Genomic DNA, 13,352 nt, shown 5'->3' with positions numbered 1-13,352 from the left:
AAAATACAAAAATGAAAAATTTAAAAAAATATCTTTTATCAGCAGCTGCAGTTGTAGCATTAGTATCATGTTCTAATGATGATGACACCCCAGTTGCAAACAATGTTACTTTAGAATTTAACAATACTTTCAAAAACACAACAATTGTTCTTGGTGAAGCTACTTCGACAGCAGCAACTGCTAATACATCGGCTTCTAGTCAGGTACATCATTTTTCAGAATTGAAATATGTAATCAGTAACATTCGCCTTGTAAAAGATAATGGAGACGAAATCCCATATAACATCAATGATTTAGACAAAGGAGCAACCGTTATCGATCAATCAAAAGCAGCAACATTAAGTTATGTTTTAAGCAATATTCCATCGGCTACTTACAAACAAATTAAATTTGGTTTAGGAGTCCGAACTGATTTAAATACGCTCGATCAGGCAAAATTCCCAATTTTTTATGCCGCTGCAGGAGCCAATGATACTGAAATGATGTGGGAATGGGGAACAGGGTATCGTTTTACAAAAATTGAAGGTTTTTATGATACCGATAACAAACAATTATCCATCCATACCGGAAGCACAATTGAAGGAACTGAAGGCGCTTATACACAAGGTGTAGATGCTTACAGAGATATTACATTAAATCTTACTACAAATGCAGTTGTTGGAAATGCTGCTCCTAAAATCAAAATCAAAGCCGATTTTGACAAATTATTAAGCGGGAAAGCGAATACAATTACATTAAGTTCAACTGGTATGAACGCTAATGCAACTCCAAGCATTCATACAGCTGCCAATATGGTGCTGTTTGTAGATAATTTGGGCGGAAATGGTTCTAGTGATATTACTGGAATGTTTTCAGTTACTGCTGTAGAAAACTAAAATCATAGCTACAGAGCCGTTTGAATTAAAAACAAAACGGCTCTGTTTTAAATTCATCTGAAATGAAAAGAATATTTGGTTTCGTATTATTTGCGTTGTTATTTACATCTTGTAACAGCGACGATGCTGATATGATTACTATCGAAAATCCAGAAATTGACATGAATATTCCTTTTGGTTTTCCGGAATTAAATTCGTTTGTAAGTGCCAACAAACCCACTAAATATGGGGTAGTATTGGGTGAAAAACTGTTTTCAGATAAACGATTCAGTACAGATAATACCATTTCGTGTTCTAGTTGTCATATTCAGGAAAATGCATTTACCGATCAAAAGCAGCAGGCAGTCGGTATTGAAAGCAGGATTGGACTAAGAAACACTCCTTCACTTCAAAATCTGGCTTTTATGAAGTTCTACAACTGGGATGGAAGCAAACTGCAGCTGGAGAACCAACCTTTAGTACCCATTATCACACATGAAGAAATGGATTCTTCGATTTTGGAAGTCATAGGAAAAATTCAAGACGATACCGAATATAAAGCTTTATTTCAGAAAACCTTTGGTGATGAAAGCATTACACCAGAACGAATCTATAAAAGCATAGCCCAGTTCGAATACACATTGATTTCTGCCAACAGCAAATACGATAAAGTAAAACGAAATGAAGGCATAACTTTTGCAGAAAATGAAACAAAGGGATATCAAACTTTTCAGCAAAAATGTGCCAGCTGTCATAGCACAGAATTGTTTACCGATCAGAGTTTCAGAAATATTGGTTTTCCAGTAAACACTGATTCTAATGAAGCGGGACGAGCAAGAGTTACTGGAAATATGGAAGATTATATGAAATTCCGTGTTCCTTCTTTGAGAAATATCGAATTGACTGCTCCGTATGGAAGCTTCGGACAATTCGAAACACTGAGATCTGTTTTAGATTATTTCGACAATGGTGTTTTAGAAGCTGATAATCTTGATCCGATTTTTAAGAATAATAGCAATAAAATTCCGCTTAGCGAAGAAGAAAAAAACAATCTTATTGCATTCATGAAAACATTAACTGAAACCAATTTTACTAAACCGTAAAAAAACTAATCTATAGTAAGATCAGTAATTTCGTGAACTCTTTCTCTCTCTAAAAACAACTTACTTTATAGAAACCGCTACTTCAAGATTGGCGGCAGTTATCGAAAATTCAGATGTTAGAGAAGGATATTCTTTTGCGATTTTCCATAAATTTTTGTTTATGGATTGGGCTGGAAAAAACATCCGGGATTTATCAATGGTTTTGACAGCATTAACAGTATTAATTGTTAGCATTCTAGGATTGGTTTTATTTCTCAAAAAAAACAATTAACCTAAATATTTTTAAATCCCTTTCTTAATTTTATAGAAAGGGATTTTTTATTCTTCTTATTTTAACCAAAAAAAATAATTTTTAATTACTTAAATTTACTTCATATTGAAAAAATTAAAAATCCTGATTCTTTCTTAAACCAAAAATATGAGTACACCATTAAGTAAACTTATCAACTTTATTGATCTTCATAAAGGAGAGGAAGACAAAAAAAAAGTGTTAGAAAATATTGTCAGTAATATTTCTTTCCGAGGTTCAAATTTATGGATTTTGGCTTGTGCTATCGTAATTGCATCTGTTGGACTCAATGTTAACTCTACAGCCGTAATTATTGGTGCCATGTTAATTTCTCCCTTGATGAGTCCCATAGTTGGAGCAGGTTTTGGATTAGGGATGTACGATTTTGAATTAGTGAAAAAATCAGTAAAAAACCTTGTGATAGCAACAGTTGTAAGCTTGATTGTTTCTACAATTTATTTTTATATCAGTCCTTTCAAGGAAGTACAATCTGAACTTTTGGCACGTACTTCGCCTAATATTTATGATATTTTAATTGCCTTTTTTGGTGGTTTAGTTGGTGTTATTGCAGTTACCAGAGTCGAAAAAGGAAACCCTATTCCAGGAGTTGCCATTGCTACCGCTTTGATGCCGCCTTTATGTACTGCCGGATATTCATTGGCAATAGGGAATTTTCTATATTTTGGAGGAGCCATGTATTTATATACCATCAATTGTGTTTTTATTTGCATCGCAACATTTATTATAGTCAAATATTTAAAATATCCTATAGTAAAACACATCGATGCCAAGCATCAAAAACAAGTAAAACGCAGTATAACAGTCCTAATATTTATTATGATTATACCAAGTGTATATTTTGCTTATCGATTATTTGATGAAAAAAGATACATGCAACGAACAGAAGAATACATTACAAAAGAATTCCCTCATAAAGATTACACACTTATCTACAAAAAAACAAATTATAGAAGCACCCCAAAAGTGATCGAATTGGCTTTTTTGGGCAAAAAATTCAACCAAGTAGAGATCAAAACTTTCAATCAAAAACTAAAAGATTACGATTTACTAAACACCCAATTATTAATCAAGCAAGATACTTTTGATTTAAAAAATGACATCCTAAACACCATCAACAGTGGTAAAAAAACGGAAGCTGAAAAAGATGAATTGATTCAAAGGCTACAAAAAAAGATTATTGATTTTCAATCCAATAATGTTAATATTGGTAAAGAAGTCAAAATTTTATTTCCCGAAATAACCCCAACAGTAGTCACCCAATACAGCAGCAAAGACAAGGTAATTCCAGTATTATTGTATAAAAGCAAAACGAATGTAAAACCAGAAACCAAAGAAAAATTAGTCAATTGGCTAAAACAAAGAATGGAAAAAGACAGCGTTGAAGTTTACAAACAGCAATAACAATACTACAAAAATTATTCAAACAGAAAGCAAATCAACTATTTGCGCTTCTATAAATTCAAATTTTACAACCATAATGAAATCATTTGATGTAGCCATAATTGGAAGTGGCCCAGCTGGAGCTTCAGCAGCATTAGAATTAAGTAAGAAAGGAATTTCGACAGTTATTATAGAAAAAGAAATTTTACCCCGATACAAAACTTGTGGAGGGGGCTTGGTTTTTCGAGGAAGAAATTTTATTCCTTTTGATATATCATCAATTATAGAAAAAGAATTTTATGCAATTGACACTTACTTTTCAAATACAAATTTAAAATTCACTACTGCCAAAAATCAGCCTATTATCAGCATGGTGATGCGAGATAGCTTCGACAATTTAATTGTAGAAAAAGCCAAAGAAAATGGAGTTACACTTTTGCAAAACCATAAAGTAATTGATATAACTTTTGGAACGACACAAACTATTCACACATCCGAGGGAGATGTAAGTGCAAAATTTATCATCGCAGGCGATGGAGCCTTAAGTCCGATTGCAAAAATCGCTGGCTGGAAAGAAACCAGAACTATAATTCCAGCATTAGAATATGAAATAAAAGTACCTCAAGCCGATTTTGATCGTTTATCACAAAATGTTCGTTTTGATGTAGATGCTATTCCACACGGTTATGGCTGGTGTTTCCCTAAGAAGAACCATCTATCTGTTGGTGTAGCTGTCCTCACAAAAGCAAAGAGTACCATCGACTTAAAAAAATACTATGCTTCATATTTGAAAACTTTAGGAATTACCGAAATCACACATGAAGAAGCCCATGGATTTGTTATTCCTGTTTCTCCGAGAACAGACAAGTTTGTTCAAAAAAATGTTTTATTAATTGGCGATGCAGCGGGATTAGCTGATCCAATTGTAGCCGAAGGAATCTCAAACTCTATATTAAGCGGGATTTTGGCTGCTCAATCTATAATCGAAAGTAATCTTGACCCAAGTAAAACTGCTGAATTATATCAGGAAAAACTAGAACAAACCATTTTACCTGAAATCAAAACTGGAATTGTTTTGGCCAAATTATTTTATGAGAAAAAAGTTTTACGCAATATTTTTATCAAAAAATATGGCCAACATTTATCCGATGCGATGACGGATGTTTTCATGGGATTGCGAACATATCCCAAAGATTATAAAATGGCAATTCGTAGAAGACTTAAGAATGCTATATTCTAGAAATAAAAAAAGTGTTCAGAAAAAAACTGAACACTTTTAAAAACTGATTACTGACCACTATTTCAGTGGGATATTCTTTAAAATTTCCAAGACAAATTTCCAAAATTTTTGAGTCGAAGAAATACTTGCTCTTTCGTCTGGCGAATGTGCTCCATGAATCGTTGGTCCAAAAGAAATCATATCCATATCTGGATAATTAGTGCCTAGAATTCCACATTCTAATCCAGCATGACAAGCCGCTACATTAGGTTTAGCATCATTTTGTTTTTCGTAAATAGAAACCAAAACTTTTAATATTTCAGAATTAGGATTTGGTGTCCAGCCAGGATAGGCTCCTGAGAATTCGACTTCACATCCCATCAATTCAAATGCAGAACGCAAGGCATTTGCTAAATCAAATTTGGACGATTCCACTGAAGAACGTGTTAAACATTGCACCAAAAACTTCCCTCCTCCTACTTCAACTTTTGCAATGTTATTGGAAGTTTCGACCAAGTTTTCAAAATCGGCACTCATTCTGTAAACTCCATTATGTGCTGTGTACATGGCACGAACAAAATAAAACTGTGCCATTGGAGGCATTACATTTTCTGGTAGTGTGTCTAATTTTTCAAAAACAACTTCCAAATTCGGTTCAGTTGTTTGATATTCGGCTTTTATTTCATTAACAATTTGTTGCATATCAAACACAAAAGCTTCATCATAAACTTCCGCAATAATTACTTTTGCAGTACTTTCACGCGGAATTGCATTACGAAGACTTCCTCCGTTTATTTCGGCTATTTGCAATCCGAAATTATCAAAACCATCAAACAACAAACGGTTCATAATTTTGTTGGCATTTCCTAAACCTTTATGAATATCCATTCCTGAATGGCCTCCGTTTAATCCCTTTACTTTTATAGAATACGCAACAGATCCTTCTGGAGTAGCTTCTTCATCATATTCGGCAGTAGCCGTTACATCGATTCCACCTGCACAGCCTATCCCAATTTCGTCATCCTCTTCCGTATCTAGATTCAGTAAAATATCACCAGTTAGAATTCCGCCTTGTAAATTCAAAGCACCAGTCATTCCAGTTTCTTCATCTATAGTAAACAAAGCTTCGATAGCAGGATGTTCAATGTCTTTACTTTCTAAAATAGCCATAATCGTAGCTACTCCAAGACCATTATCTGCTCCCAATGTAGTTCCTTTGGCACGAACCCAATCTCCATCAACATACATATCGATTCCTTGGGTGTCAAAATCAAAAACCGTATCAGCATTTTTTTGATGTACCATATCCAAATGCCCTTGCAATACTACAGTTTTTCTGTTTTCCATTCCAGCAGTAGCTGGTTTACGAATAATTACGTTTCGGATTTCATCTTCAAACGTTTCCAATCCCAAATTGGCTCCGAAATCTTTCATAAATTCTATTACACGCTCTTCTTTTTTTGAAGCTCTAGGCACTGCATTTAAATCGGCAAATTTATTCCAAACTGCTTTTGGTTCCAGATTTCTAATCTCCTGACTCATTTATTTTATGTTTGATGTTTAACATTTTTTCGTTTCAAAGTTACAAACTCCTAAAGCTAGTTTCATAAAAGTTCTCATTTATTTTAATAGAAATAATTCTTAAAATTGATCGAAATTTGTTTCTTTACAATACAATTGCAAAAAATGAAACGAATACACTTACTACCAATATTCCTCCTGATTCAAATTATAATCTTAAAAATTCTTCGGTTTTTTCCCGAATATATTGAGGCTTTTTACTGTAACTCACTCTACCAATATATTTCAAAATCGTTGCGAATCATTTTAGGTATTATTCCTTTTTCAGTAGGTGATTGCATTTATTTTATTTTGATTCTCTTTCTTATTAGATGGTTTTGGAAAAGAAGAGGCACTTGGAAGTTGGAATGGAAAAATAATATTTTATCAATTCTAAGTTGTCTATCTGTGTTTTATTTTTGTTTCCATCTTCTTTGGGCATTAAATTATTATCGAGTGCCATTATTCGAAAAAATGAACATCAAAAGGGATTATACAGATGCTGATTTACTAACCTTTACCCAAAAATTAATTGCTAAAACAAATGCTGTTCAAACACAAATTACCCAAAATGATAGTTTAAAAGTCGTATTTCCTTATTCACAAAATCAGGTTTTTGATATGAATCAAAATGGATATCAAAATCTCTCTAAGGAATACTCTTTCTTTACCTATTCACACAAGAGTATTAAAAAATCACTTTTTAGTTTACCTTTGACTTATATGGGATTTGGGGGGTATCTGAATCCGTTTACCAATGAAGCTCAAGTAAATTATTTAGGCCCAATGTACAGTTTCCCGATGACTACCAATCACGAAATGGCACATCAAATGGGTTATGCCAGCGAAAGCGAATGCAATTTCATTGGTTTTTTATCTTGTACCAAAAATGAAGATTTATACATTCAATATTCTGGATATAGTATTGCTTTACGTTATTGCCTAGGAAATTGGCAAGTACGAAATGAAAAAACACTCAAACAATTGCTAAGTACTGTTAACCCTGGTGTTTTAAAAAACTATCAAGAAAGTAAAGACTTTTGGAAACAATATGAAACTCCAATTGAAGAAGTATTCCATGCTTTTTACGATCGTTTTTTAAAAATCAACCAACAAAAAGACGGAATGGACAGTTATAGTAAATTTGTAAACTTGATGGTGAATTATTATAAAGGAAGGAATTTTTAGTTATTTCGCAGAGATGCACTGAGCATTTTTAACCCAAAATCTGCTAAATCTGCCGAATCTGCAAGAAAAATTTTTAATACGCAGATTTAAAATAAGAGTTAAATGATTTTTTTAGTTTTTTTCAGTTTTCGATACTAAATCAAAAAATCAAAAGTCTAGTGTAACAAAATGTTTAACAGTTCTACTAATTGGTTATGAGTCAAAACCTAGAATCATCATTTGTTCAGCAACTACAAGAGAACCAGAATATTGTCCACAAAATTTGTAGATTATATACTTCTGGCGAGGATGAACACAAGGATTTGTTTCAGGAAATTACGATTCAACTTTGGAAAGCTTTTCCAAAATTTAGAGGAGAGAGTAAATTTTCTACTTGGGCGTACCGAGTCGCCCTGAATACCGCCATCACTTTGTACCGAAAAAACAAACGAAATATAGCTACAGTTGAATACGAAGGAAAGCAACATTTTACCCAAGATATTGAATACAATTATGAAGAGGAAGAACAACTAAGACTCATGTATAAAGCTGTTTATCAGCTAAACGATATCGAAAAAGCCTTGGTTTTTATGTACTTAGAAGACAAAGATTACACCGAAATATCAGAAACTTTAGGAATAAGTGAAGTGAATGCAAGGGTAAAAATGAATAGAATAAAAGGAAAATTAAAAAAAATATTAAATCCATTAGGTGCATGAAAGAGTTGGATTTATTAAAAAAAGATTGGCAAAAGAGTTCAGATTCTTTTAGACAAATTTCAGAAAGTGAGATCTACAAAATGATCCATAAAAAGTCGTCTTCAATTGTGAAGTGGATTTTTTTGGTGAGCATAATTGAGCTTACACTGGGATTAGTATCCGGTATTGTATTGTCTTTTACAAAATACGATGAAAAAAACATTGAGTTAATCAAACATTTAGATGTTTATGACTATTATATAGTAACTACGGTTTTATTTTATGCAGTTGTATTATACTTTATTTTTAAATTTTATACGATGTATCGCAAAATTGCAGTTGATGACAATACTAAAAAACTGATTTCGACTATATTAAAAACCCGAAAAGTAGTCAAACAATACATTGCATTTAACTTGTCATTTTTTGCTGTATTTTTTATCGCTTTTGGAGGGTATTTATTTTATGAAGGCTATCTAGAAGGAGTATCAAGAAATGGCATTACTAATCCCGAAATGCCACTAAATATTGCTTTGATATCATTTGTAGTTTTGATTTTGGCAACGGCGATATTTACATTTGCTTTTTGGTTAATTTACAAATTAATCTATGGAATGTTATTAAAACGTTTACAAAATAACTTCGAAGAATTAAAGAAAATAGACTTATAAAAAAAGAGGCAAAAGCCTCTTTTTTAACCTTTAATAATTCCACTGTCTGGTTTTATTTAATTCTTCTTGCTCTTTTAATACCTCTGCAGGAATTACTTTAAGAAAAGAAGGGTGTTGTTCTATAGCGTATTCAACTTGTTCAACAATTTCATCAATAGAATCATTTTCATAATCAATTTTCAAAGGTTCTTTGATAATCATAGATTGAAGAATTCCTTTCTTTTTCATACGTAATCCTTTTTTACAAAAGGAACGTCTAAAACCATCAATTACAATAGGCACAACAATCGGTTTATGCTGCTTGATTATATGAGCAGTTCCTTTTCGAACAGGCTTAAACGATTTGGTAGTTCCTTGAGGAAAAGTAATCACCCATCCATCATTCAAAGCAATTTTGATATTTTCAGTATCATTTGGGTTGACATCCTTTTTTTCCGCAACATCTTCCCCTTTCGAACGCCAAGTTCTCTCTACCGAAACAGCTCCTGCATAAGCCATTATTCTGGGTAACAAACCAGCATTCATGGTCTCTTTTGCAGCAACATAATAAATATTCAACTTTGGATTCCACATATAAAAAACATTTTTTATAGAATCATCACGGCCACTCAAACTAGCATTAAAAACATGAAACATTGCAGTAACATCTGCAAAATAAGTTTGGTGATTGGAAATGAAAAGAACATTTTTATCAGGTAAGTTTCGTATAATTTCTGAACCTTCAATTTGCAATTCATTAAAACCACGATAACGCCTGTGGCTAATAAATCCAAAGATTCGAATCAACCATTTTTTTATAAATAGTATATGTCCAAAAGGATTTCGTTTAAATAATCCCATAAGATTTTTTATTTGTTTTTAGATTTGGGACTGCAATATTACTATTTTTTTTCGTTTTTAAATATTAAATGATTAGTCCATTTAACAAAAAACAAACTTATAGCTCAAGTTCTGTCATTGCAGCAATCAAAACCATTTTCAATTCACTTAACATCATAGCGGTTGCTCCCCAAACAATATGTTCATCTATTTTAAAAACTGGAACTGAAACCGATTTTGAATATGAAGTATTAATTTTCACATCAGTAACAATAGAGTCGCTAAGTAAAATAGCTAAGGGGAGTTCAATAATTTCTGCTACCTCAATAGCATCTGGATAAAAATCAACTTCCTCTTTGCATATCCCCAAATAAGGATAAACCATAAAATTACTTGGTGGAATATACAAATGGGTAAAAGATTTTATTATTTCAATTTTATCAGATAATATACCAATTTCTTCAAAAGTTTCTCTCAATGCAGTTTGTTCAAAATCCTTATCACCTTCTTCATATTTACCCCCTGGGAAAGCAATTTGAGAGGAATGAACACCTTCATACGAATTCCTAACGATCAAAACCAAATGCATTATTCCTCCTTTAGGATATAACAACATTAGGACTCCTGCATTTTTTGGATTTAATTCTTCACTAGCAAGATTCTCCATAATTTTTATACGCTCCTCAGGTGCCATAATCTTATGTGCTTCTTCACCAGAAACCTTTACAGAATCCAAATGAAGAACTATTTGTAAAAAATATTGAAAATCCATAATCAAAAGTTATTTTTGCAATAAAATAGTATTTAAATATACTTTAGAAAAAAGAGTCTAACAAATTTTAAACATTAAAACCCAATAATTATGTATAGTAAAGAAGAAAATCAAAAACTAAAACACGAATTTTGGGTTGAATTTGCTCAAAAATATCCAAGAAAATGGGTTCTTTATGACACCAAAATCAAAGATTTTTCATTTAAATTTTATGTCGAAAATAAAAAAGCTCAAGTTCATATCGATATTGAAATGCGCAATACTGAATTACGTATGCAATATTTTGAAAAATTAATTGCGTTAAAAAATATACTTGAAGAAGAATTTATTAAAGATTTAGTTTTTGAAAAAAATTACACTCTCGAAAATGGAAAAACCATAAGTCGTGTTTGGGTTGAAAAACTAGGAGTAAGTGTAAGCAATAGAAAATTTTGGGATGAAATATTTGATTTTTTCTATGAAAAAATGAATGCATTAGAAATGTTCTATTTGGAATATGATGAATTTATAAAAGATGTAGAAAAATAACAGTCGAAATCAACACATACAAATGGATTTATTTGAAGTTATAAATAATTGGGAAAACAAATTAAATCCAATTCTAGACAAATACAAAAATCGAAAACATCCTTTAGAATATCATAATCTGTATCAATTAATGATAATGGTAGTTCTTTCAGCTCAAGATTCGGATGCAAACATTAATTCAATTTCACCAACTCTATTCAAAGCATTTCCAAATTTTCAGAGCTTGGCAGCATCAAATACAGAAAATTTAATTCCTTATATTTCTAAAGTTCGAAATTTTAATAATAAATCCCGTTGGCTAATCGAAATCGCTCAAACTATTCAAGAAGACAAAAACATTCCGCTTACTATTAAAGGCTTAACAGCCCTAAAAGGGATCGGACGAAAATCAGCCAACGTCATTATGCAGGAAGCAGGAGTTCCTTCCGAAGGAATTATAGCTGATTTACACGTAATTCGTGTTGCTCCAAGAATAGGATTAGTAACAGAAATCACAGACGGCAACAAAATTGAAAAACAACTGATGCAAATTCTTCCTAAAACCATTTGGGGAGAAATTGGCATGGCCATCTCTTTTTTAGGCAGAGAAACTTGCAGGCCAAAACCTAAATGCGAGATATGCCCGATTAATGAGGCTTGCGAGTATTATAAAAATCTTTAGGATCAAGACATATTGTTGTGGGGAAATATTAAAACTAGATATTTGTATTTTCAAAATACACTCGAATGCAAGATTCTTTTATCGACATCCTTAAGTTATTATTGCCTGAGATCATCGTAGACTACTTTGAACTTACTTCATACAAAAAAGAAGAAGAGGTACTTCATTTGTACCTAAAAGAGATTTATTCTATTCCAAAAGAATACCGAGGGAACAAATTGACATCAAAAGGATTCTTTGATGAGATCACTGTTCAGGATTTCCCTATTCGAGGACACCAAGTATATCTTCATATCACTCGCAGAAGATGGCTTAACGAAGATACCGGTAAAGTAGTCTTTAGAGATTGGAATTTAGTAGCAGACGGAACTCGTGTAACACAGGAGTTTGCGTCTTTTTTAAAAGAGATCAATAGATTCCAGTCCAAATGATTGTAATACCATAGCTTCCTTTTATGGAGTTACTGGCCGAAATTTACAATCTCAGTACAAGGATTTTCTTAGTGATTTTAAAGCCTGGGATCAGATATCACATGCTAAAAAATGGCTTCTCTTTGCTAAGAATATTGGAAAACACTTATCGATAGACGAAACGTCCCTCTCCAATGGCGAACTCTACACTATCCTGACTAATAAATCTAGTAAAGGAAGAAAAGGTACTATAGTGGCTATGATTGCTGGAACTAAAGCAGAAACAGTTATTTCAGTTATTGAAAAAATTCCTCTTAAACAACGATACCTAGTCAAGGAAATTACTTTGGATATGGCCAGAAATATGGGATTGATCGCTAAGAAGTGTTTTCCTAATGCAACTCGCGTTACGGACCGATTCCATGTTCAAAAGCTTGCTATAGAAGCGCTACAAGAAATCAGAATCAAGTATCGTTGGCAAGCCATAGATCAGGAAAATGACGCTATAGAAAAAGCTAAGAAATCAAAAACAACTTTCGAACCTAAAACACTTTCTAATGGGGATACACTAAAGCAATTACTGCTAAGAAGTCGCTACTTTTTATATAAAAACAAATCAAAGTGGACTGAAAGTCAAACAGAACGTGCTGCTTTACTATTTGAACTGTATCCTAATCTTCAAAAAGCATACAATCTGACTCAGGAACTTCGCAGTATCTTTGAGAATACAACCGATAAAGTTATTGCTTTTGCCAAACTAACCAAATGGCATGAAAAAGTAAATCAATCCGATTTTAAATCTTTTGGCACTATATCTCGAACAATTATTAATCATTATCAAACTATATTAAACTATTTTGATAACAGGAGTACTAATGCTTCAGCGGAATCATTCAATGCAAAAATAAAAGCATTTAGATCAAAATTTAGAGGTGTTAGGAATGTGGAATATTCCCTTTTTAGACTAACTAATATTTATGCCTAATTTTTACTCCCCACAAGTTTTCGTGTTGATCCAATCTTTAACTATTTATACTAGACCTCCTATATTCAAATTTGTTAACAAACAAACAATCAACCCGATGTAAAACAAAAAAGCTCCAAACAAATTGTTTGAAGCTTCTTGTACTCAGAGCGGGACTTGAACCCGCACGAACATTGCTGTTCACTGGATTTTAAGTCCAGCGTGTCTACCAATTT

The 13,352-nt window shown here is 32.5% G+C and carries 15 protein-coding genes; 11 read left to right on the top strand and 4 right to left on the bottom strand.

Annotated elements, in window-relative coordinates; genetic code table 11:
* Positions 1-11: 11 nt before the first annotated feature.
* Positions 12-875 carry an MbnP family protein gene (locus tag ABEB18_RS15985; RefSeq protein WP_348800341.1) on the top strand — a complete coding sequence of 288 codons (864 nt, stop codon included), beginning with the start codon at positions 12-14 and terminating at the stop codon, positions 873-875.
* Positions 876-937: 62 nt separating this feature from the next.
* On the top strand, positions 938-1,957 hold the full coding sequence (locus tag ABEB18_RS15980) for a cytochrome-c peroxidase (RefSeq protein WP_348800340.1): 1,020 nt from the start codon (positions 938-940) through the stop codon (positions 1,955-1,957).
* A 60-nt stretch (positions 1,958-2,017) separates the two neighbouring features.
* On the opposite strand, the gene ABEB18_RS15975 is transcribed toward ABEB18_RS15980, so the two are convergent.
* Positions 2,018-2,191, bottom strand: coding sequence for a hypothetical protein (locus ABEB18_RS15975; protein ID WP_348800339.1), 174 nt, complete (start codon positions 2,189-2,191; stop codon positions 2,018-2,020).
* A 184-nt stretch (positions 2,192-2,375) separates the two neighbouring features.
* On the opposite strand from ABEB18_RS15975, the gene ABEB18_RS15970 reads away from it, so the two are divergent.
* Positions 2,376-3,668 (top strand): DUF389 domain-containing protein, encoded by a 1,293-nt coding sequence (locus ABEB18_RS15970; protein WP_348800338.1) that lies wholly within the window; start codon positions 2,376-2,378, stop codon positions 3,666-3,668.
* A gap of 76 nt (positions 3,669-3,744) precedes the next feature.
* Complete coding sequence (locus tag ABEB18_RS15965) at positions 3,745-4,887, top strand: geranylgeranyl reductase family protein (RefSeq protein WP_348800337.1); 1,143 nt, start codon at positions 3,745-3,747, stop codon at positions 4,885-4,887.
* 57 nt (positions 4,888-4,944) lie between these two features.
* On the opposite strand, the gene ABEB18_RS15960 is transcribed toward ABEB18_RS15965, so the two are convergent.
* Complete coding sequence (locus ABEB18_RS15960; protein ID WP_348800336.1) at positions 4,945-6,408, bottom strand: aminoacyl-histidine dipeptidase; 1,464 nt, start codon at positions 6,406-6,408, stop codon at positions 4,945-4,947.
* A gap of 144 nt (positions 6,409-6,552) precedes the next feature.
* Between ABEB18_RS15960 and ABEB18_RS15955 the strand changes: the two genes are divergently transcribed.
* The 3 genes from ABEB18_RS15955 to ABEB18_RS15945 all read left to right on the top strand — a co-directional run bounded on the left by ABEB18_RS15955 (position 6,553) and on the right by ABEB18_RS15945 (position 8,962).
* Entirely contained in the window at positions 6,553-7,614 is a 1,062-nt protein-coding gene (locus ABEB18_RS15955) for a DUF3810 domain-containing protein (RefSeq protein WP_348800335.1), read from the top strand.
* A 194-nt stretch (positions 7,615-7,808) separates the two neighbouring features.
* The gene (locus ABEB18_RS15950; protein WP_348800334.1) at positions 7,809-8,312 is read left to right on the top strand and encodes an RNA polymerase sigma factor; all 504 of its coding nucleotides are present in this window, start codon (positions 7,809-7,811) and stop codon (positions 8,310-8,312) included.
* Positions 8,309-8,962, top strand: a complete 654-nt coding sequence (locus ABEB18_RS15945) for a DUF8845 family protein (RefSeq protein WP_348800333.1) — start codon at positions 8,309-8,311, stop codon at positions 8,960-8,962. The genes ABEB18_RS15950 and ABEB18_RS15945 overlap by 4 nt, the downstream gene beginning before the upstream one ends.
* 30 nt (positions 8,963-8,992) lie before the next feature.
* Here ABEB18_RS15945 and ABEB18_RS15940 read toward each other — a convergent pair whose 3' ends face one another.
* The gene (locus tag ABEB18_RS15940) at positions 8,993-9,802 is read right to left on the bottom strand and encodes a lysophospholipid acyltransferase family protein (protein WP_348800332.1); all 810 of its coding nucleotides are present in this window, start codon (positions 9,800-9,802) and stop codon (positions 8,993-8,995) included.
* Positions 9,803-9,899: 97 nt separating this feature from the next.
* Positions 9,900-10,553, bottom strand: a complete 654-nt coding sequence (locus ABEB18_RS15935) for an NUDIX hydrolase (protein ID WP_348800331.1) — start codon at positions 10,551-10,553, stop codon at positions 9,900-9,902.
* A 90-nt stretch (positions 10,554-10,643) separates the two neighbouring features.
* On the opposite strand from ABEB18_RS15935, the gene ABEB18_RS15930 reads away from it, so the two are divergent.
* The 4 genes from ABEB18_RS15930 (at position 10,644) to ABEB18_RS15915 (ending at position 13,137) form a co-directional block, all read left to right on the top strand.
* Complete coding sequence (locus ABEB18_RS15930) at positions 10,644-11,081, top strand: DUF4268 domain-containing protein (RefSeq protein ID WP_348800330.1); 438 nt, start codon at positions 10,644-10,646, stop codon at positions 11,079-11,081.
* Positions 11,082-11,103: 22 nt separating this feature from the next.
* A complete protein-coding gene (locus tag ABEB18_RS15925; RefSeq protein WP_348800329.1) occupies positions 11,104-11,742 on the top strand; it encodes an endonuclease III domain-containing protein in 639 nt (212 codons plus the stop codon).
* Between the two features lie 65 nt (positions 11,743-11,807).
* Positions 11,808-12,173, top strand: coding sequence for an ISAon1 family transposase N-terminal region protein (locus tag ABEB18_RS15920; RefSeq protein ID WP_348800328.1), 366 nt, complete (start codon positions 11,808-11,810; stop codon positions 12,171-12,173).
* Positions 12,154-13,137, top strand: a complete 984-nt coding sequence (locus ABEB18_RS15915; protein ID WP_438861455.1) for an ISAon1 family transposase — start codon at positions 12,154-12,156, stop codon at positions 13,135-13,137. Before ABEB18_RS15920 ends, ABEB18_RS15915 begins: the two co-directional genes overlap by 20 nt.
* Positions 13,138-13,352 lie beyond the last annotated feature (215 nt).

The organism is Flavobacterium adhaerens, from assembly GCF_040045115.1.
In the GTDB taxonomy this organism is placed as follows: Bacteria; Bacteroidota; Bacteroidia; order Flavobacteriales; family Flavobacteriaceae; genus Flavobacterium; species Flavobacterium adhaerens.
This window is presented reverse-complemented; position numbering and strand designations above follow the sequence as displayed.